Source organism: Granulicella paludicola (assembly GCF_025685545.1).
Taxonomy (GTDB): domain Bacteria; phylum Acidobacteriota; class Terriglobia; order Terriglobales; family Acidobacteriaceae; genus Granulicella; species Granulicella paludicola.
The window spans coordinates 234,307-253,295 of sequence record NZ_JAGSYC010000023.1; the positions used below are offsets into that span (position 1 = coordinate 234,307).

Here is an 18,989-nt window from a genome sequence, read left to right on the forward strand (position 1 = left end):
ACTCTAAGGCGAAAAGCGGCGACTCTAAAGCAAAAACTTTGTTTCCTGGTTAGGACACCGGCGGTGGGCCGTCGTCGTCCGAGTCGTCCAGCAGCTGATCCATCTGCTGGAGTGCCTGCGCGTTGTTGTCGAGAATTCTGAGGTCGTTCACGGTTGCCGACGAGGTGGCCTGAGCCTGATGTACGTAGAGGCCGAAGGTTCCTCCACCGATGAGCATGGCGCAGGCAAGAGCTCCGCTCATGGCCGGGCGCAGACCGCGGCCCGTGCTGTAGAGCAGGAACGACTTGGCGCGCTCCCAGAGGCCTTCCGGCTGCTTGGCCTGTTCCTCACGCAGCAGGACGTGCATCTTCGAATCGAAGTATGGCGACGGCTCGGGCGCGGTCCAGGCATCCATCAGTTCCATGGTGGCGCGCAGGTCGTGCAGCTCGGTGGCGCAGTCGGTGCAGCTTGCCAGGTGCGTGCTCAGCTCCGGGTGTTCGGCGGCGTAGCTATCGTCCAGCAACAGGTCCGGCATGTGAGTGCGGCAAGTCTTGCAGTCGATATGTGTATTTGTCGAGTTCATCTTCTCCCCCTCTCCGGGTGGTCCTTCTCTATCCCTAATGACGGAAACTCTTCGCTGGTAGTTTCTAAAAGCCAGGAGTTTCTAAATAAGGTGTATCTAAACAAAGTCCTTGAGCTTCTCCCGGAGCGTCTGATAGGCGCGGAAGAGGAGCGATTTGGTGGCAGATTCGGAGAGTTTTAAGACCTCGCCGATCTGCTTGTAGTCCATGCCTTCGTACTTATGCATCAGCACGGCAGTCTGCTGGCGTTCTGGCAGGGACATCACATGCTGCCGGATGGCGTTCATGCGCTCGCGGCGAAGCATGTTGGCTTCAGCCGAGGGCGTGGCGTCGGCCACGTCCGGGGTGGTGCCGGTCTCCGCGTCGGTCTCATCGAGATAGACGGTGGAGGCGGAGCGCTCGTGCCGGGTATCGCGCGCATGGTTGACGCCGAGGTTGGTGGCGATGCGGTAGAGCCAGGTGCTGAAGCGAGCCTCGGCACGATAGGTCTCACGCGAGCGATAGACGCGGAGGAAGACCTCCTGGGCGAGCTCTTCCGCAACGGCCTGGTTATGCACCATGCGGAACATGAAGTGCACGATGGGCTTGCGGTACTTCTGCAACAGAACGTCGAAGGCAGCCATGTTGCCGTTGCGGAGTTCGATCATGACCTCGGCGTCGTTGAGGAGCGAAAAATCTCCGCGGGCGACGGCGAGACGGCGGGCTTCAATCTGTTCGGGCGTGAGATCGACCGTGAGGGGCGACTCGACGAGTCGGCCAGAGGGCCGTCCTTCCACTTCAAACGACCCGGGATGGAGCGCCAAGGTACCCATGTCTTCTGAAACCCCATCTTCGGCCTCAGGTTGCGCGGCGGGATCGATTTCGTCGAAATCCTCGTCCGGGCGCGGGTCCTGCTCGGACGTTTCGGGCGTCTCCGCCGTGCCCGGCGTCTTCCGCGCAGCCGGGGCTGCGGGGCGAGTCGGGTTGGGCTTCGGAGGGGTGGGCATCAGTCGAAATTGTACCTGTTCGATCCGCAGAACTTACGGCAGGGATAACGAGGAGATGGATGTAGCGAAAAACGCAGGGATTCGCGAGACCGGATGGCGCGCGGAGAGGTGGAGTGGTATTCTGAAGCAGCAAGAGGAGCGCGGTGGGTCGCGTCTCCGATGCCTGAGCCGCAAGGCCAAGGGCGCATAACTCAGCGGTAGAGTGCCACCTTCACACGGTGGAAGTCGTAGGTTCGAATCCTGCTGTGCCCACCATATTTTTCAACAACTTAGTAGCCGCAAACACTCGGAACCGATATGGGCGTTCGGATTTGGTTATGCGCGGACGTGCGTGTTCGGGTTCTGCTTCTGCAGGGGATGGTTTGCTGGCGGTGAGTTTGGCGGCTTCTCTTCCTGAGACTTGCAGGCTGAGGGACGAGGGCTCGCCTCGTCGTCGACGAGAAGTACGCGATGTGGAACCGCGTATTCAGGTGAATGAGCTACTTTGAACTACGCCGCACCGGCACAGCGTTGCCACGGAAAGCTGAGATCTCCCGATAACTGGTTGCTCCAGATCGATTGAGGGGCGACCGGGCAACGAGAACCCTCACGCGCGAACGATCGATGAGCGACAGCAGCGAGATTCCACCGACTGCGGCGACGGCAAAGCTAAATAACTGGAGCAAAGGGACACCTCAATTTAAAGATTCCCATGCCTGACCCCACAGCGTCTGAGCACTCGGATACAAGAGTGCCCTTCTCCCGATGAGCGGCACGTCTTCAGCGGGTGAGTCATAAGGCTCTACATCGTCCTAGGCCGGAGAGGACACTTGGCTATGGCCGCGAGCAGATATCTTGACCGCGATCCACGAGTTTGAAATGGGAGATAAATATGTCAACGACGAATTCAATAGTTGCCGTGTATGACACACATGAGCAGACGGAAGCGGCAATCAAGGAACTTCAGCAGGCTGGTGTCGATATGAAGAGTCTGTCGATTGCGGCGAAAGATACCCACACCGACGAGCATGTCGTGGGCTATTACAACGCTGGCGACCGGATGAAGTACTGGGGGAAGTTTGGAGCGTTCTGGGGTGGATTCTGGGGATTGCTGTTTGGATCTGCGATGTTTGCGATTCCAGGCATCGGTCCGATCCTTGTAGCTGGTCCGCTTGTGAGCTGGATCATCGCCGGACTCGAGGGAGCTGTCGTTGTTGGAGGAGCAAGCGCGCTGGGAGCAGGCCTTGTCAGCATTGGTATTCCGAAGGACAGCGTATTGGAATATGACACGGCTTTGAAGACGGACAAGTTTCTGCTGATCGTCCACGGCACACCGGAACAAGTAAGCCAAGCGAAATCCATCATCGAAGGGACGCAGCATAGCTCCTACACGGTGCATGGGGACGCTATTTCTGCATAGTCCACGTACCGAAGCGAGCTGGAGCGCCACGGAAGTTGAGCTCCAGCTCGTCGGTGCATAATTCATTTCCAGCAGGTCCGCCGGGTGCGCGTTCTCTATCGCCTGATTGTCTGGGAGGACACAGCCGAATGATTGCGCGTCGCAGTCTTACCTCGCAATGTCAGAGCCATCCAATGGAAGGGGCGCAGCCACAGGGAAGGGATTCCACAACTTTCGCAGCCCAGCAGGGGACGAATGTCTGAAAGTGCGCTGTAGGCAACGTTCAGGATGGCCTGCAAGGGGCGCCGACCAAAGAACTGCCAGTTGAAGCAGGGTGCAAGCCACCTTGTGGCAGGAGTACGACGGAGGGTTTCGGCCACAGCCTCTCCATTCACCTTCATGGACCCATCGGGCATGATGAGGTGGATATTCGCATAGGCATCCCAGATGTCGAGGGAGGGATTGAGAGCTCGCAGGGCGGCGGGATCGTTGCCGATCGGTTGGACTATGAGAGTCGCAGCGTCTCCCTGGGACTGCAAGGATCGACAGACCCAGCCTGCAATCAGACGACAAACGGCACACTCGTCATTGAATAAGAGGATCGGCAGGTGCCGGGGTTCACCCATTTTGAGATAGCCCTTCGAACGGACTTGTCACTGCATCCCACAGGGCCTGCATGGACGGATCTGGACCGATGGCGCGTCCGATCTCGACACCCTTCCAGAACATTACGAGGGTCGGCGTACCCTCGATCTGATAGCGATCAGCCAAGGTCTGCTCGGTGGCTATGTTGACTCTGAAGATGAGCTCGCGGGAGCCGAGCTTTTCTGCGACTTTCTGGAGTACGGGTTCCAGCAGACGGCAGTGCTCGCAGCCATAGGACATGAATTCCGCGACGACGGGGATGTTGGTTCTGAGCACTAACTCATTGAAGTTCTCTGCTGTGACAGGTGTCACGAAGTCCATTGCTACAGGCATAAACACTTCCTTTTAGACGCGGTCAACAAGAGCGAAGAGAAATCAAGCTCCGGGCCGACCTTCGGCCAGGAGTCCAAAATCAGATTGGCAGCAGCGAGCGTTCGTTGCAGCTGAGGGACCGAAAGTGCGGATGGTGCAGCGAAGGTCTGGCTCGGAAGCAGGTCGGTCAAAAGTTTTGTCATAAAGCCCTTCAAGAGGCGCGGATACGAATCTATTCAGTGACGACCTTGAGATTGTTATTTACTGTTCTGACTCCGCTGGCGGACCATGCCGCACGGTCGGCATCATTACGCTCGGTCCAACTTCTGACGCTTCCAGAGAGATCGACTTCATTCCCGGTCACGCTCACTTCGATTGCCGCAGCCTCCAGGGTTGCGGACCGTTTGAGGGCATCTTCGATCTTTACCTTTAGATCGGTGCCATCAATCAAAGGTTTAATGGCGATGCAATTCTCTACGCCTCGTACACCCATCAGGTGTCGGACTGCTTCCAAAGCTGCGTGGCGTTGAAACTCCTGCTCGACGGATCCGTCGAGAGTGAGCCAACCCTCTTCGACCTGCACCTTGATGGAGTCATCGGGCACGGTCACCTGCCAGCTCAATGCGTTAACGGCTGCGGCTGCAATCTCCTGATCGTTGCGCCTATGAAGAGATGGCAGGTCGACGGAGGTTTCATCGGCGACGGCTCTGACTCCGCGAACACGCTCTGCAGCCTGTTCTGCCCCTCGCTTATCTGGAAACGTTGGAACTGTGCCTGACAAGGTGATGACGCCGTCTGTAGCGACGACGCCAATGTTGCGGGCATCGATACTCGGCTCAAAGGACAGTTCGGCGATTACATCCTGCTGCAGTATGGCGTTGGTCTTCATGGAAGCGCTCCGTTGCAATTGCATTCCGTTCTGGTATCAGTCTTCCAGCTTACGAACGACCTCGTTGAGCCCGATTGCTCAGAGGCTAGATACGCAGCGCTCTTTGCTTCTGTAGACCGAGACAACCTGCTGATGAGCAATTGAACACAGATGGCGACGGGGGTAACTGTTAGCTTCTGGCCTAGGCTGATGACTGTCTCCCACCGCATTTGAGGATTTATCAAACAGGTTTTGCGACCGGCAATCAGCCTGGGTCCAATGCAGACGTGGAGAAGATGGCAGTCAGCCCTCGAGGTGAACTTTGGCAGCGATTGCTACGAATGCAAGATCTCAGATCCGCCATTCGGCGGCCGCCCGGCTTGACCGCCTTCCTATCGGCTCCTTTCAAAAGCGGATTATGTGGCTGATAGCTTACGTCTACTTTTTTGAGCTTGGCGATCTGAATAACTTCGGCTTCGTTGCTCCGGAGCTGAGGGTGCAATGGGGCATGTCGATCTCGACGGTTGGGCTTGTTACGTCGTCCGCGTTTCTCGGAATGTTCGTGGGAGCTATTAGCGGAGGTTGGATTTCAGACAGGATCGGAAGGAAGAAGGCGCTGCTTCTAACGACCGTTTGCTTTTCCGTGTTCTCTCTGCTGAATGCGTGCGCATGGAACGTTACAGGTCTGCTGGTAAGCCGGTTTCTGACAGGGATTGGACTCTCCGCTATGACGGTGGTAGCAATCACCTACATTACAGAGATGTTCCCTGCGAATAAGCGCGGGGCCTATCAGGCCTGGGTGATGGTCATTGGGCTGTTTGGCATTCCGTTGTCGGCACTGGTCGCTGGTGAGTTGATCCCTCGCGCCACCTACGGCTGGCGATTTGTTTTTGCCTTCGGTGGACTCGCGATTCTTCTGCCCTTGTTTTCAGGGATGCTCGAGGAATCACCTCGCTGGTTTGAGACACAGGGCCGCGACGCTGAAGCCGATGCTGTTCTGGACAGGATCGAAGCGCGCAGCATGAGGGATTCAGGCTCTACGAAGCTTCCGCCACCTGGCCCTGAACCCACAGCGACTTTGCACCGGAAGTTCAGCGATCTGTTCTCAGCAACTTATCTTCCGCGCACCCTGATGCTGGTGGGTGTCTTCATCTTCCAGACGCTGGGCTTGTTCGGATTTATGGCCTGGGTACCGACACTTCTGGCAGCTCGCGGATTTCCTGTTTCGAAGTCACTGCTTTGGGTTTGTTTGATGTATTTCGGAGCACCAGTCGGGGCACTGATCGCTGTCGCGATCTCCGATCGATGGGAGCGGAAGTATCTCATCGCGATTTCGGCTGTCGTTATCGGCGCGTTCGGTGTGATGTACGGACTGAGTACGGGTATGATCCCGATTATTATTCTGGGCTTCTGCGTGGCGATGTTTATCCAGACCTTCGCTCCTCTTCTTTACGCCTACACGCCAGAGTGTTTTCCCACCGAGATCCGTAACTCCGGTTCCGGCGTCGCATACGGTGCTGGACGGCTGGCCAATGGATTTGGACCTCTTCTGATTGCGTTTCTTTTTACCCACTACGGATATAAGAGCGTCTTCGTTTATATCGCGCTGACATGGCTGATGGTGGCGATTATTGTGACCGTCTTCGGGCCCAAGACGAAGGGCCGCACGCTCGCCTGATCGAGGGCGGCAGGTGAGGAGTCAGCAAGATGAAACATTTGGAGAAAAGCATGAGTGATCTATCCGGATTCGATGTCTTAGTGGTGGGGGGTGGCAACGCCGGACTTGCTGCGGCTCTGAGCGCAATTGAAGGGGGTGCCAAAGTTCTCCTGCTAGAGAGCGCACCCGAGTGGTTTCGTGCAGGCAACAGCCGGCATACAAGGGACCTGCGCTGCATGCACGATGCGCCCACCAGGGTGATGTCTGGTGCCTACACAGAAGAGGATTTCTACAAGGATGTGTTGAGCGTCACACAGGGAAAGACAAATGAACACCTGGCAAGGATGACCATCCGCGCGTCTACGGAGTGCACGGATTGGATGGGCTCCTACGGGGTCCGCTTTCAGAAGGCTCTGGGTGGGACGCTGCAGCTTGGACGCACCAATGCCTTCTTTCTCGGCGGTGGCAAGGCCATGATGAATGCCTATTACGACGCTGCCGAGCGAGTAGGCATTCGCGTTGTCTATAACGCCGAAGTCATTGCTCTCAATGTGAAGGATGGAGAGTTCCAAAGTGTTACCGCTCTCATCGATGGGGTTTCGACTGAGGTGGGTGCAAAGGCGCTCGTGGTTTCATCGGGCGGCTTCGAGTCGAACCTTGAATGGCTCAAAGAGGCATGGGGGCCGATGGCCGACAACTTCCTGATCAGAGGTACAGCCTATAACAAGGGCAAAGTACTGAGGTGCCTTCTCGATCTCGGAATGGAGTCCATCAGCGATGCCAAAGAGGGACACATGGTGGCCATCGACGGTCGCTCGCCGAAGTTCGATGGCGGCATCGTCACGAGGCTTGATTGTGTGTCTCTTGGTGTGGTCGTGAATAACAAAGGCGAGCGCTTCTATGACGAAGGCGAAGACTTCTGGCCGAAGCGTTATGCCATCTGGGGAAGGCTGGTAGCCGAGCAACCCGATCAAGTCGGCTATTCATTCATCGACTCGAAGGCCATGGGCAAGTTCATGCCCACACTCTTCAAGCCCTACGAAGCGAACACCATCGGAGACCTGGCGCAGCAACTTAAACTGCCGGTGGACGTGGTTGAAGCGACCATCCAAGCGTATAACGCCGCGGTGCAGCCCGGCACCTTTAACCACGAGATCCTCGACGACTGTTCGACGACGGGGCTGAAGCCCGCCAAGAGCCACTGGGCGCTGAAGCTTGATAAACCTCCTTACTACGCCTATCCGCTGAAGCCAGGTCTTACCTTCACGTATCTGGGACTGATGGTGAACGATCGTGCGATGGTGCTGAGGAAGGGCGGTGAGCGCACAAAGAACATCTTCGCCGCTGGAGAGATCATGGCAGGAAACATCCTGGGTATGGGCTATGCGGCTGGTATTGGCGTAACGATAGGAACCGTGTTTGGCCGGATCGCCGGCCGCGAGGCAGCAATGCAGGCATTACATCCCAAGGGCACTTCGGTTGTAGTACAGGAGGTGGCCATCCATGCTGCCCGCTGAGCTTTTAGAAGAAGGCCAACATCTGATGGCGGTCTGCAACTCCTGTCGCTACTGCGAGGGCTTTTGCGCCGTATGGCAGTCGATGGAGACTCGGAGCATCTTCGAGGAGAAGGATCTCAACTATCTAGCGAACCTCTGCCATAACTGCAGCGAGTGCTACTACTCCTGCCAGTATTCGCCACCGCATGAGTTTGCTATCAATCCACCAAAGACCTTCGCCAGGCTGCGTGCGTATACCTACGAGTTGTATGCGTGGCCAAGACCCATGGCGACGGCGTTTCACAAGAATGGGCTTAAGGTCACGTTGCTGATGGTGTTGATCCTCGTGGCCGTCATGTCCTCTGCGAGCTTCCTGCTCGGCGGTCGACTCTTTATGACAGTGCATGATGGCAACTTCTATAAGATCGTGCCGCATATGGTGATGTCAGTTGCCTTTGCTGTAGTTGGAACCTTCTCTGCCTTAGCCCTGCTGATAGGTTTTCTAAGGTTCTGGCGTAACGTCGGCGAATCGCATTCGACTCTCGCGAGCCCCGGAGCCATCGCTACGGCAGCCAAGGATATCTTCACCCTGGTGAACCTTGATAATGGGGGCGACGGTTGCAGCTACCCGAAGGAGAAGAGTTCAGAGGCGTTGAAGTGGTTTCACCATGCGACGTTCTACGGCTTCTTATCGTGCTTTATCGCGACGACGCTCGGAGCCTTTTACTACTTCGTGCTCGGTCAGCATGGGGCACCCGCGTTCACCAGCTTGCCCGTCATCTTTGGCACGATCGGTGGCCTCGGTCTTATCGTGGGTCCGATCGGTCTGTGGATCATGATGCAGCGCCGCAACGAGGAGATCGTCGACAAGAGCCAGAATGGAATGGACCTCTCGTTTATCGTCCTGCTCGTGGCCATCAGCATTTCAGGCTTGCTGCTGCTGGTGCTGCGTCAGACAGCGGCCATGGGAAGCTTGCTGCTGATTCATCTCTCGTTCGTGATGACGCTGTTCCTCTCCATGCCCTATGGACGTTTCGTACATGGGATCTACCGGTCAGGGGCCTTGCTGAAGTGGTCGCTGGAGCGCAGCCGCCAGAAGAAAGTAAAGGCGCCTGCCTAGCATTCTTACTCAGAACGAACACAACCCAAGCAGAGAGCGGAGTCCAATACATCTGGACTCCGCTCTTTGCTTATTTCTTCTTTCGATGACGAACTCTTGCTTGCTAGACAGCAACCGCATCTCCTGTAAACGCTTCGTTCAGAACTCCTGCAAGATGCTTGATGCCGTTCAACTCGAGCTTCGCAACAGCATCCACGATCGCCGCGCACTGTATCTCGCTTGCAAAAGGAGAAGCGATGCTGTTGAACTTTGAGACCACGACATCCCAGGGCATACGCCGCGTATAAAAGCCCTCGTAGTCATGTTTCTCTATGGCCAGCTTCGCTCCGTCGTTCAGTTCAATTTCCAGACGGCAGGGCATCTCCGCGGGGAACCGCTCGCTCATTTGTTTGTCAGACACAACCACGACCTTCTGCATCAGGTCCTGAACGTCCTGCTTCAGAATCCGTTTTGCGTCGTATTGAGCCGGCGTTACTGCGCCGTCGAGCAAGGCGACTGCAATCATGTAAGGCAGGCTATGGTCCGCCTCTTCCTTGGTCTTTACGTGCTGCTTGTTGCCGTCGTTGCCGCCGCCAATGATATTGAACGCCACATCGAAGATTGCCAGGTGGATGCTCTTCACGTTGGTGGCCTTGAACTTTGGCTGCTTTCTGAGATCCAGAGCAGCTTCCATCGCGGTCTGTGCGTGGAACTCAGCGTTGTACTTCTTGATATTGGTCTTCAAGACCATCTCAAGATTCTCTTTGGACCAATCGATCTCAAACTTTCCGGTAATGGCATCCATCAAGCCGCCCTTCCCCTCAAAGACTTCCATGGGGCCGGTGATCCCGCGCTGCGCGAGGAACGCCGCATCCGTAGCTCCGTATGCAATGTTGGGATAGGCAAGGCCCTTCCAGTTCGAGAGGTTTCCAGAGCGCGTGACACGCAGGCCTTGATACGACGCTCCGCTAATGGCGACAGCATTTGCGGTTCCCGTCTCATCGAGTCCTAAAGCCTTCGCAACGCCAGCAGCAACACCATATGCCCCTTGCACCGTGTGATCGAAACCCTTGGGGCGAGCCGGGGCGACCTCAGAGAGGCGACACTGTACCTGGTACGCGACCGCTAGAGCGGTGAGAAAGTCTTTGCCAGTCTTCTTCGAATATTCGGTAGCTGCGAGTACTGACATGACGTTATCGGCTGGATGGCAGGTCTCGTGCTTGGCGATGAACGAGTCCATAAAGTCGAGATAACGTTCCAGCGTCGAGTTGTAGAACGCCGCGAGGACGGGAGAGGTCTTGCCTCCACCGATCAGACTTGCCAACGGATTACCGCCGAACTCTTCGAGGTGCGCGCGAAGCTCCTTGAGGGGCGTGGCCCCCATCGCGCCGATCGCGCAGCCGATCGCATCGAGCGTGTGAATCTTGAGTTGTTGAACGGCCTCTGCCGAAAGATCTTTATACCGTGCCTTTACGACAAACGCCGCAAGCTGCTGCGCCATCGTCTCTGTTGCGTATTGGGGTACTGGTGCTGACATAAGTCACTCCCTGGTAGCTCTGGTTATGAAGCATGGAAAGGCGCTGGGTTGAAACCAGCATGGAAGTACGTGCCGAGACTTGCTCTCAAAATTCAACGCGTGCGCGGAAGCCTGCCACCACGGCTCGCTGGGGACCGCCGCCCACGTTGGCGTAGTACTGGAAGGTTGGCTGCAGCAGAATCATGGGCAGGACATTGAAGAGCGTGTTGGCTTCAATCCCTTGCTCCGCCTTGTAGGGCTGCGCACCCTGCGGAAGAAAACGCTGGTTTAATTTGTTCCGGATGTAGCCAACGGAAAACGTGTTGTGGATTGAAATAGGAAGCGCTTCGTTGAAACGCAAGCCGGCCGTCAGCTCGCGATTGTCGCTATTCACATCGGCCGGGCTCCAGTCATAGGCTGCTGTAGCGTCCAGGCCTTTGCCCTCGCGTGGATCGACCCGCCACAATGCCTGGCTCGCCATTCCATACAGAAGGTAGTTGCCCGATCGAAGGCTGCCGGTGGACGTTGTGAAGCTGCCAGGATTGACCGATGCTCCAAACTTATAAACGCCGGAGTAGCCCTTGCGGCTTTCAACATCATCCGGTGGCCGCATCGCAAGTGTCTTCTTACCCGGAGTAAATCCAATCTCCGAAACACTCACCGCGTTGCCCCGGAACTGCGGAACCAGGCCGGTAGGGTTGTGGAAGAAGGCCTTGCGATCGCCGGCCAGTAAAGTCGACGCGAGATAGACGTTGTGGATGGGAGCGACCGTAAGTTCTACTGCCGGTGTCGAGCCAGGACTGCCCGTCTCGTATGTCGTGTTCAGGTTGCTGAGCGCATATCCCATCGGCTCGAAGATGAAGGACGTGCCGTAATGCTGATTGCCGTAGAAGTCCTGGCCTGCAAATTGGCCGACACGCATAGCGACGCGATCATGCCGCCATTGCTTCTCAAACCACCATGAATCCAGGCGAAACAGGTTATAGCTCGACATGCCGCTGGGGCTGGTCTCTGTTCCTAAATACGTACCAAGGTTCCCACCACCCTGCCAGAGAGCCGTTGCGTGAAAGTACCAGCCGGGCTTATGAGCGAGAGCGCCCAGATCGATATCTACAGTGCCGCGTCCGCGATTCCAGCTGGCAAGGCGTTCGTTCTGCGTGCTCTTGATGTTCCATAGCGAATCGCTGATGTACTCAAAATCAAAGTCCACGCCTTGCTTCTTGAGCTTGCTGCGTGCGCCACCCCAGTCACCGGATAGATGCCCATTGAGACCTTGCGGAGAGTCATGCGCGTCTGGACCGGGGAGGGACCGGCCGTCCGGGGCTTGCGAGGAGGCCATCGGTGGAAGAACACAACAGCTCAACGCAAGAAGCAACGAGAAGTAGAGCATACGACTGTACATAGACGACCTATCTTCGGCCTAGTACAACCGACGTCCATGATCAGAATCGCATCGGCAGCGATAGCGGTCTGCGCTCTTGTGCTCACGACTTGTCCAGTCTCACTACGTGTCTGCAAATGACAATTGCCTGCTCAAAAGCAGGCAATTGTCGCTGGAGCGAGAACTATCCATCACGGCTTCGGAGCTATTTTCACCCTCTTTGCAAGACCCGATTTCGTGTCCAGAGTCACGGGCCTCTTGGTTCGTTGTTCAGGCAGCTTGTCATGCAGCACGACGTTGAGCAGCGACTTGTGAACATGGATGCGGCCGTTGTAGGTGATATAGCCAAGCTTCCGGAAGCGGTTCATGAATTTGCTCACCCTGGAGCGGGTGGTACCAATCATGTCGGCGAGTGACTCCTGCGTTATCGGAGGGATGAGTGTTTGCGGCTCTCCCGGGTCGCCAAACTGAGCCATCAGGAGAAGCGTGCGCGCCAGACGTTTCTCACTATTGTTGAACAGCTGATCCACGAGATCTTCTTGTGTTCGAATGGCCCTGGCCAAAACGAACTTCAGGAACATGTCAGAAAACTCATGTTCGTTATGGAGGAGATCGATCATCTCATCCCTGTCGAGCTTGAGGGCGGTGCAGGCAGTGATTGCGATCGCCGTAGCTGCACGAAGCCCTGCGGCTCCTGCGAGTGATTCCTCGCCAATGAAATCATGCGCCACCATAAGAGAGACGGTAGCTTCTTTGCCACGCTTAGAGACGACAACGAGCTTTGCTCTTCCGGACTCCAGGTAATAGATAGATTTTGCGGGATCGCCCTGCGAATAGAAAACGTGGCCCGCTAACACATGGACTGTCTTTCGTGTGAGCGAGGACGCCGACAGATACTGGGCGGGGTCAAATTTCACTTTTTTGGTTCCGGGCATTCTTGCCACCATTCATGATGATCTTCGATCACCGATATAGTTGCGAAGGTCTTCGCCGCATATACCGACCCTAGTCCACAGTGGCCGCGCTGAATGGTCTGTATTGCTCAATGCCCGCCATTCGTTCTCCTCGTCAACAATCCGCCGGTTCAGTGACGTTGTATTTTTTGCGAGAGCAAAGCGGCTCTCTTTCTCCGTGGGGATGCGATGAAGAAGAGAGACGAGGTTCGTCAGGATTCACACAGAAGCCATATCGAAATTCCTGAACAGCGTCCCCGTTCTGGCTCGCAGACAGAGGGTCGCGATCGCTTCGTTATGTTGGGGCGCGGAACGGCAAGGATGGCAGAGAATCTAAGCAAGAATCTGAGTCCGCACAAACCCGATGGTGGCGTGGAGAGGTTTCTTACCGTCTGAAGCAGGCGTGCTCCTGTTCTTCGATGGCACTCACTCAATCACGGAATGGTGGCCCCAGTCGAAGCGCCTCCCCAAAATTCCTTTCACGATCAGGTGATCCGTTCCGGCCGTCGGGCCGACTCCAATTCCCAGATTAATTTCCCACTTGGGGGACGTGTTGAGATCGGTGACGACAAAGATCTGTTGCTGTTGATTGTGCAGCGAGTCAAAGGCGCCTAGTCGACCGTAGTCGGCATAGTATTCGAGTCCTGCGCTAACCACGCGTGTAAAGTCATAACTCACCTTAACGCCCGGCGAGAAGCCCAGCCCCTGTTTTACATCCGGTCCATGCCAGGTACGTTCCAGTGCCGGGTTAAAGGCAAAGTACCACCGGCCGGCGGTCTTATCGATGATGGGCCGCAGCTCCCAGGTCCATGTGTCCGGCGAATACACAGCGCGCTGGTAGCCGACCTCTGTGGAAAGGCTGAGCCCTACGGGCAGATGCCAGCTGTCGGGCGCCCGTACCCTTGGCCGGATGTGATCGCCGACCCACTGCACTCCGTGCCCGTCCTGCTCGCTCGTGAAGACATAGAAGCCGACCTCAGACCAACTGGTGATCCCTTCCGTCAGTTCAAGCGTCTCGTGCTCCTGATGGTTCGTCGGGATGACGCCATCGACATAGTTCTGCTGACCCTGAATGGTGTAGTTCGAATGGAGTTCGGTCATCAAGGTCTTCGGGGGAACGGTGTCCGCACCATAGACCTGAATTTCGTAGTTCCCCTGTGCCGCTGCGGCTTTTACAGATAAGAACACTCCCATCGCCAGAACGATCTTCATCGCGAATCTTGTGCCAACGTTACGCATAGTCGAACACCATCATGAAACCGCGGTCCATATGATCCTGCTGATGACAGTGGAAGAGCGTCTTGCCGGGATTGTCCGCAACAAATTCCACCTCAACCGTCTTGCCGGCGTGTACCAGAACGACATCCTTTCGTAGACCGGCTATCTCTGCCCCATCCTCAAGGCGCCTCACTTCAAACGTGTGCCGATGCAGGTGCATGGGATGGTCGTCCATGCTCTTGTTTATCATCACGAGGCGATAGCGTTCGCCCGCATGCAGTAGCGGCGAGGTCTCAGGTGTTGAGTTCTGAGGGTATGAAAGACCGTTAATCCTCCACAGCTCTTCATTGCCATGCCCCTGGAACTTCGAATCGAAGGTCAGTTCGATAGTTTTGGCCGTGCTGCCCGCACCTGCATCCGCTACATTCGCAAATTGCCGATAGTCCCACACCAGTTCTTTCGGTTGCGTCCACGTGGGTTTGCCTGAAGCATTTTCATATTCGATGACAATGCCCATGCCAGTCGCTTGGACATGCTTGCGCACCTCTCCAAGTATCCAAACGCCCGGATTGTTCATCTCGACAATCGCCGACACGCGCTCCGCAGGAGCGAGCCGGAGCATTGGCACGGAATGCGGCCGTGGGACGGCATTACCATCCAGTGCGATCACCTGAAAGCTATGACCTGAAAGGGAGATCCAATGCACTTCGGTCGGGCTGCTGTTGAGGATGTGCATCATCACGCGCTGGCCCTGCTTTACTTTGACAGGATCGCCAGAGCCCAGCATCTTACCGTTGATGGTAGTGACATCGTAGACCGGATTCATGTAGCCGTCGTCACTACCTAAGAACTGTCCTCGCCAGTCATGAAGTCCGAGAAACACCTCGCGATCGTACGGCGCCGGGTTATCGCGAGGCTCGATGAGCAGAAACCCGTGGAGCCCGCCGTACTGCGCCTTCGTCAGGTTCTTACCTGCAAAGGTGTGCGTGTGGTACCAGCGAAAGCCGCTCGGTTCCGGCGTCATGATGTACTGCGTAGTCTCACCGGGCGCGATCATTGGAGTTCCCTCTTCCATCGCCCCGTCGATCTTTGGCGGGAGAAACAGGCCGTGCCAGTGAACGACTTCCGGATCGGCTGATCGATTGCGAATCTCCACTGAAAGTGGCTGGCCCTCCCGCACACGAAACAGTGGCCCTGGAACCTGGCCGTTATACGCGACGGTCTTGATATGGTGTTTTGGCGAAGCTTCAAGGAGATACGGGGCGATCTCGAGCGAAATGTCCGGCGCCGTCGCGGCATGAACTGTGCCTGGCAATGCGAGAGAGCCCGCAGCCAAACCTGCAAGTTGCGTGAATCGCCTACGAGTCAAAGCAGGTGGATACGTCTGTGTTCGCATTGTTATCAGTATCTCCCGCAGCTACATCTGTATATCGCGAGTAAAACCCCGATTGCCAGAAGAAGATTCACCGCTGCACTTCCATGAATGGGAACGCCTCAATTTTTCAGTGTCCCTGTCAGGCTCAGGTCGACGTTCACCGTGTTCTCAGCCTTCCAGATCAGGAAGCTAGGATTTTTGAGACCCCATTGCACGTAGGGAACGACGAACTGTCCCTTCGCAGTCGCCTTCGAGCCATCCATATGTATCTGCAGCGGAACTATCAGGTCATGAGGGCTGCCCAATAGTGTGAATACCCCGCTCACCTGGATGGTCGAATCACCTGAAGCGGCAATCGTTCCGTTGTAGGTCTTAGGCACAAACGAGACAGTGGTGAACTGATCTACCTTGAGAATGTCCTTATTCATCTTTTTGTCTCGGCTGTCATTACCCGTCTTCCCGCTGCCCGCCGCGACGACGATCAGCCCAGATATATGGGAAGTGGAGCGATCAAACTCGATAGAGCCGGACTGTATGCGGAATATGCCATTAACGAGCTCGTGGGTCGTGTTGAGCTTTATCTTGACCTCGCTGGCATCGGGATTGAGGGTGAAGCTCTGATGCTGAGCATAGCCAGCATGGCTAAGTACTATCGCGACGGCTAAGACTGAGAAGGCTTTCATAGCGTCTCTCCTGGAGAACTCTGACTGCGGAACGATGCTTCAGTTGATGACAGGCTGTGGCGCCATGGTGGCAGGCTGCGTCACGCGCGTGAGCCTTGCTGTCACGCGCATCACGCCGGGCCACACTCGAAGGCAGAACGGCAATACCGCTCGGGCCAGGGAGTTGTTCAGTCCATTCGCGGCAAACTCGGCAAGGCGCATCTGAGGCAACATCGCCGTGCGTAGTTTCGCCTGAAAGACCGGAGCTGATTCCCCTAAGAGATAAGCAGACGCCGCGCATCGGGCTGTGTGCAGAGCGATGGAGATGCCATCGCCGGTGAACGACGGGATGACTGCCGCCTGATCCCCAATGCAATAGAGGCCTTCCTCAGTCGTACGCCGGACAAATCCATAAGGGATATGCGTGATGGCTATTGGCTTGGCCAACAATGCCTCCGCTCCTTTGAGCCTCATGTCCAGATGCGGACAATCCTGCTGCATCTTTTCGAGTAGCTTCTCGGGGCGATTGCCCGCACTCGCCAGGTATCGGCCTTTCACGACCCAACAGAGATTGGCAACGCCGTCTTCCACCGGCTGGATACCGCCGTACCCTCCGGGAAAGAGCATCAACTCGGAGGCATCTGCAAGGTCCGCCGATTGCGACGGTGCGAGACGGTAATACATCTTGAAGGCCACCCACTGCTCCGAGTCTTTTGGCCGCGAGTGGCCGCGGAGGTCATGCTTGCCCGTCGCGAGGAAGGCGGTTGGAGCTTGGCGAACGGTACCGTCATCGAGTGTCGCCTGCCAGAGGTTGTCTGTTGTGCGGCTGAGCGACCGCACACTGCGACCTTGTTCGATGTGAACTCCAGCGGCGGTCGCCTCGGCGAGCAAGGCGGTGTCGAGCGCCTTGCGCGTAAGGGAGGCGGCTGGAAATGGGAGCGGCGCCTGAGCGGCGCGTCTGGCTGCGGCCAGTCGAACGTAATCGATGGGGACCGCGCCCAGGGAAGCTACATCGATGCCGAGCGCATGAAGGTCTTCGAGGGCTTCGCCACTTAAAAATTCTCCGCACACCTTATGGCGTGGGGCGGTCTCTCGTTCAATCAGTCTTACGACTCGTCCCTTTCGTGCGAGAGCAATGGAGGCCGCACAACCAGCTACGCCGCCACCGAGGATCAGTATTTCGTCTTGCAAGAGATTCGCTCCCAACGTACTGGATGTTTCTTGAATTTGTGGGCTTAGTTGTTTTAGTAGACGACCGGATGGAAGTTCGGCACGTCAATCTGTACAAATTGTCATGTTGAAGATGTTGAGCCGCTGGTTGACGAAGGCCCTATGCGTCACGACGGGTAGTGAGTTCATGCCAGTTGAGGCCAAGATCAACGATCAACAGAGACGCGAGCGTAAAGGCAATCACTCCAACCGCGGACAAGACGTCTCCCAGATGGCTCCAGTAACGCGGCCAGAGATTGAGCACCCTGCTCGAAACAAAGGTGAAAGTCACAGCATACGAACGTGCCATCCATTGACGATGCTGCACGATGTGACGGTTCCGCGCGGTGACAAAGGCTGCTGTCGTGCAGACCATCCAGGCGGCCGCCTGCATGGATGTGCCTGGAAGACCCGGCCGGCCGGCCGCGAGAGCGATTCCCGTGAAGGAACCAACAAAAACAGAGAGTACATAGACGAGGCCGAGACTGCGATGGAGAGGGAGATGCCGCTTCCGTATACGCGAAGAGAAGTTAATGGGACCGATCAAGAGAGCCAGGGTCCCTGCAACTGTATGCGGGATCAGGAGATGTCGGTCGGCAATGACCTGCAGGCGGTAGGCGTGATACATCGGATAGTCGGTGACGAGCAATAGCTCCGAGGTAATGAAGACGAAGAGCACAATGAGCCCCAGCGAGACCCAAAGAACGGTCTTGAATTTAGAGCTGGGCATACTGGGCGTTGGCAGAGTGGATGCTGACATTATTTCCCTCTTATGACTATGCGGGAGATGCTGCGCACAGCAGCGATAACCTTGATTGCCTCGTTTACGTTTCCAGGCTGCACAAGAATTGCCCTCACTTCCAACGTCCGACGCATAGACGTCCTGGCCGCCAATGTTCCAACGTGACGACATCTTGCGGGATATCAGCCGCAGCTAATAAGCGCACCCAATCGTCTCTACGAAAGGCTCGCCTGAACGAAACAGGCCCATCATGAAGGACAAACCGATGCCAGCCTACTCGACTTGCCAGCCACTTGAACATCCTGTACGCGCCCTCCGATCGCTCGAGGTCATTGATGAACCAGCCTACCTGAGCCGTAGTTTCCATCCAACGCAGCAGGGCGATGATCTGCTCATCTTCAAGGTGATGGGCCATCAGAGAATTGACAATGATATCTACTGGCGTATCCGGTCGATATTCGAGCGCGTTTCCTGCTATCCAACAAACAGCAAGTTCTTTCGACGTTGACTCTGCGGCGGCACGCGCAGCAAAAGGGTTCAAGTCTATCCCTGTTAGCTGCACTTCAGTGGCTCTTTTTCTTGCCCAGCCGGCAATCTGTCGCAGAAGATCGCCACCACCACAGCCTACATCGAGGATGTGAAGAGGCTTGCTTAGACCTCGCGGCAGTTGTCGCAGCCATGCCAACGTTGGCCGATAACCCAGCAGCCAACGGTTGACAGCCTGCAGGCTGCGAAGACAGTCACGAAAGTCTTCATAACTGCACTCGCCATCCATCAGCTCCGGCAGATCACGCGGAGAGACTCGTCTACTGAAGTCGATCTGTACACTAGGCCACATAAAGCGCATCGTTTCTACTGTTAGCTCTGGCCTGGACGACACGACAGATCACGACGACCTGGACGGGCGGGCTTCTGTTTTGCTGCCGCTAAGC

Annotated in this window: 18 protein-coding genes and 1 tRNA gene; 6 read left to right on the forward strand and 13 right to left on the reverse strand. The window is 56.2% G+C overall.

Annotated features, from left to right (window positions below; all coding sequences use genetic code 11):
- Nucleotides 1-49 precede the first annotated feature (49 nt).
- Both OHL14_RS08350 and OHL14_RS08355 read right to left on the reverse strand, forming a co-directional pair.
- The gene (locus OHL14_RS08350) at nucleotides 50-562 is read right to left on the reverse strand and encodes an anti-sigma factor family protein (RefSeq protein ID WP_263378883.1); all 513 of its coding nucleotides are present in this window, start codon (nucleotides 560-562) and stop codon (nucleotides 50-52) included.
- A 96-nt stretch (nucleotides 563-658) separates the two neighbouring features.
- Entirely contained in the window at nucleotides 659-1,546 is an 888-nt protein-coding gene (locus OHL14_RS08355; protein ID WP_263378884.1) for an RNA polymerase sigma factor, read from the reverse strand.
- A gap of 55 nt (nucleotides 1,547-1,601) precedes the next feature.
- Between OHL14_RS08355 and OHL14_RS08360 the strand changes: the two genes are divergently transcribed.
- The 3 genes from OHL14_RS08360 to OHL14_RS08370 all read left to right on the forward strand — a co-directional run bounded on the left by OHL14_RS08360 (nucleotide 1,602) and on the right by OHL14_RS08370 (nucleotide 2,945).
- Complete coding sequence (locus OHL14_RS08360; protein ID WP_263378885.1) at nucleotides 1,602-1,736, forward strand: hypothetical protein; 135 nt, start codon at nucleotides 1,602-1,604, stop codon at nucleotides 1,734-1,736.
- Nucleotides 1,727-1,801: transfer RNA gene (locus OHL14_RS08365), tRNA-Val, on the forward strand. The genes OHL14_RS08360 and OHL14_RS08365 overlap by 10 nt, the downstream gene beginning before the upstream one ends.
- Before the next feature lie 616 nt (nucleotides 1,802-2,417).
- Nucleotides 2,418-2,945 (forward strand): general stress protein, encoded by a 528-nt coding sequence (locus OHL14_RS08370; RefSeq protein ID WP_263378886.1) that lies wholly within the window; start codon nucleotides 2,418-2,420, stop codon nucleotides 2,943-2,945.
- Nucleotides 2,946-3,542: 597 nt separating this feature from the next.
- On the opposite strand, the gene OHL14_RS08375 is transcribed toward OHL14_RS08370, so the two are convergent.
- Complete coding sequence (locus OHL14_RS08375) at nucleotides 3,543-3,902, reverse strand: thioredoxin family protein (RefSeq protein ID WP_263378887.1); 360 nt, start codon at nucleotides 3,900-3,902, stop codon at nucleotides 3,543-3,545.
- A 211-nt stretch (nucleotides 3,903-4,113) separates the two neighbouring features.
- Nucleotides 4,114-4,770, reverse strand: a complete 657-nt coding sequence (locus OHL14_RS08380) for a BON domain-containing protein (RefSeq protein WP_263378888.1) — start codon at nucleotides 4,768-4,770, stop codon at nucleotides 4,114-4,116.
- 397 nt (nucleotides 4,771-5,167) lie between these two features.
- Between OHL14_RS08380 and OHL14_RS08385 the strand changes: the two genes are divergently transcribed.
- The 3 genes from OHL14_RS08385 to tcuB are packed head-to-tail and all read left to right on the forward strand — an operon-like array spanning nucleotide 5,168 to nucleotide 9,022.
- Nucleotides 5,168-6,427, forward strand: coding sequence for an MFS transporter (locus tag OHL14_RS08385; protein ID WP_263378889.1), 1,260 nt, complete (start codon nucleotides 5,168-5,170; stop codon nucleotides 6,425-6,427).
- Nucleotides 6,428-6,477: 50 nt separating this feature from the next.
- Complete coding sequence (gene tcuA / locus OHL14_RS08390) at nucleotides 6,478-7,923, forward strand: FAD-dependent tricarballylate dehydrogenase TcuA (protein WP_263378890.1); 1,446 nt, start codon at nucleotides 6,478-6,480, stop codon at nucleotides 7,921-7,923.
- A complete protein-coding gene (tcuB, locus tag OHL14_RS08395) occupies nucleotides 7,910-9,022 on the forward strand; it encodes a tricarballylate utilization 4Fe-4S protein TcuB (RefSeq protein WP_263378891.1) in 1,113 nt (370 codons plus the stop codon). Before tcuA ends, tcuB begins: the two co-directional genes overlap by 14 nt.
- Nucleotides 9,023-9,125: 103 nt before the next feature.
- Here the strand turns inward: tcuB and OHL14_RS08400 are convergent, their stop codons facing one another.
- From OHL14_RS08400 to OHL14_RS08440, 9 genes are all read right to left on the reverse strand, one after another.
- Nucleotides 9,126-10,538 carry an MmgE/PrpD family protein gene (locus tag OHL14_RS08400; protein ID WP_263378892.1) on the reverse strand — a complete coding sequence of 471 codons (1,413 nt, stop codon included), beginning with the start codon at nucleotides 10,536-10,538 and terminating at the stop codon, nucleotides 9,126-9,128.
- Nucleotides 10,539-10,623: 85 nt separating this feature from the next.
- Nucleotides 10,624-11,856, reverse strand: coding sequence for a carbohydrate porin (locus OHL14_RS08405; protein ID WP_263378893.1), 1,233 nt, complete (start codon nucleotides 11,854-11,856; stop codon nucleotides 10,624-10,626).
- Between the two features lie 233 nt (nucleotides 11,857-12,089).
- Nucleotides 12,090-12,833, reverse strand: a complete 744-nt coding sequence (locus tag OHL14_RS08410) for a Crp/Fnr family transcriptional regulator (RefSeq protein WP_263378894.1) — start codon at nucleotides 12,831-12,833, stop codon at nucleotides 12,090-12,092.
- 444 nt (nucleotides 12,834-13,277) lie between these two features.
- Nucleotides 13,278-14,090, reverse strand: coding sequence for a hypothetical protein (locus tag OHL14_RS08415; RefSeq protein WP_263378895.1), 813 nt, complete (start codon nucleotides 14,088-14,090; stop codon nucleotides 13,278-13,280).
- Complete coding sequence (locus OHL14_RS08420; RefSeq protein ID WP_263378896.1) at nucleotides 14,083-15,438, reverse strand: multicopper oxidase family protein; 1,356 nt, start codon at nucleotides 15,436-15,438, stop codon at nucleotides 14,083-14,085. Before OHL14_RS08420 ends, OHL14_RS08415 begins: the two co-directional genes overlap by 8 nt.
- 125 nt (nucleotides 15,439-15,563) lie before the next feature.
- Nucleotides 15,564-16,127 (reverse strand): YceI family protein, encoded by a 564-nt coding sequence (locus tag OHL14_RS08425; protein WP_263378897.1) that lies wholly within the window; start codon nucleotides 16,125-16,127, stop codon nucleotides 15,564-15,566.
- Nucleotides 16,128-16,166: 39 nt separating this feature from the next.
- A complete protein-coding gene (locus OHL14_RS08430) occupies nucleotides 16,167-17,297 on the reverse strand; it encodes an NAD(P)/FAD-dependent oxidoreductase (RefSeq protein WP_263378898.1) in 1,131 nt (376 codons plus the stop codon).
- Nucleotides 17,298-17,436: 139 nt separating this feature from the next.
- The gene (locus OHL14_RS08435) at nucleotides 17,437-18,075 is read right to left on the reverse strand and encodes a DUF2306 domain-containing protein (protein WP_263378899.1); all 639 of its coding nucleotides are present in this window, start codon (nucleotides 18,073-18,075) and stop codon (nucleotides 17,437-17,439) included.
- Between the two features lie 94 nt (nucleotides 18,076-18,169).
- Complete coding sequence (locus tag OHL14_RS08440; RefSeq protein ID WP_263378900.1) at nucleotides 18,170-18,904, reverse strand: methyltransferase domain-containing protein; 735 nt, start codon at nucleotides 18,902-18,904, stop codon at nucleotides 18,170-18,172.
- Nucleotides 18,905-18,989: the final 85 nt, after the last annotated feature.

Coding starts and splice junctions, on each gene's coding strand:
- OHL14_RS08350 (WP_263378883.1), bottom strand. CDS start 562: ATGAACTCGACAAATACACATATCGACTGCAAGACTTGCCGCACTCAC.
- OHL14_RS08355 (WP_263378884.1), bottom strand. CDS start 1,546: ATGCCCACCCCTCCGAAGCCCAACCCGACTCGCCCCGCAGCCCCGGCT.
- OHL14_RS08360 (WP_263378885.1), top strand. CDS start 1,602: ATGGATGTAGCGAAAAACGCAGGGATTCGCGAGACCGGATGGCGCGCG.
- OHL14_RS08370 (WP_263378886.1), top strand. CDS start 2,418: ATGTCAACGACGAATTCAATAGTTGCCGTGTATGACACACATGAGCAG.
- OHL14_RS08375 (WP_263378887.1), bottom strand. CDS start 3,902: ATGCCTGTAGCAATGGACTTCGTGACACCTGTCACAGCAGAGAACTTC.
- OHL14_RS08380 (WP_263378888.1), bottom strand. CDS start 4,770: ATGAAGACCAACGCCATACTGCAGCAGGATGTAATCGCCGAACTGTCC.
- OHL14_RS08385 (WP_263378889.1), top strand. CDS start 5,168: ATGTGGCTGATAGCTTACGTCTACTTTTTTGAGCTTGGCGATCTGAAT.
- tcuA (WP_263378890.1), top strand. CDS start 6,478: ATGAGTGATCTATCCGGATTCGATGTCTTAGTGGTGGGGGGTGGCAAC.
- tcuB (WP_263378891.1), top strand. CDS start 7,910: ATGCTGCCCGCTGAGCTTTTAGAAGAAGGCCAACATCTGATGGCGGTC.
- OHL14_RS08400 (WP_263378892.1), bottom strand. CDS start 10,538: ATGTCAGCACCAGTACCCCAATACGCAACAGAGACGATGGCGCAGCAG.
- OHL14_RS08405 (WP_263378893.1), bottom strand. CDS start 11,856: ATGGCCTCCTCGCAAGCCCCGGACGGCCGGTCCCTCCCCGGTCCAGAC.
- OHL14_RS08410 (WP_263378894.1), bottom strand. CDS start 12,833: ATGCCCGGAACCAAAAAAGTGAAATTTGACCCCGCCCAGTATCTGTCG.
- OHL14_RS08415 (WP_263378895.1), bottom strand. CDS start 14,090: ATGCGTAACGTTGGCACAAGATTCGCGATGAAGATCGTTCTGGCGATG.
- OHL14_RS08425 (WP_263378897.1), bottom strand. CDS start 16,127: ATGAAAGCCTTCTCAGTCTTAGCCGTCGCGATAGTACTTAGCCATGCT.
- OHL14_RS08435 (WP_263378899.1), bottom strand. CDS start 18,075: ATGTCAGCATCCACTCTGCCAACGCCCAGTATGCCCAGCTCTAAATTC.
- OHL14_RS08440 (WP_263378900.1), bottom strand. CDS start 18,904: ATGCGCTTTATGTGGCCTAGTGTACAGATCGACTTCAGTAGACGAGTC.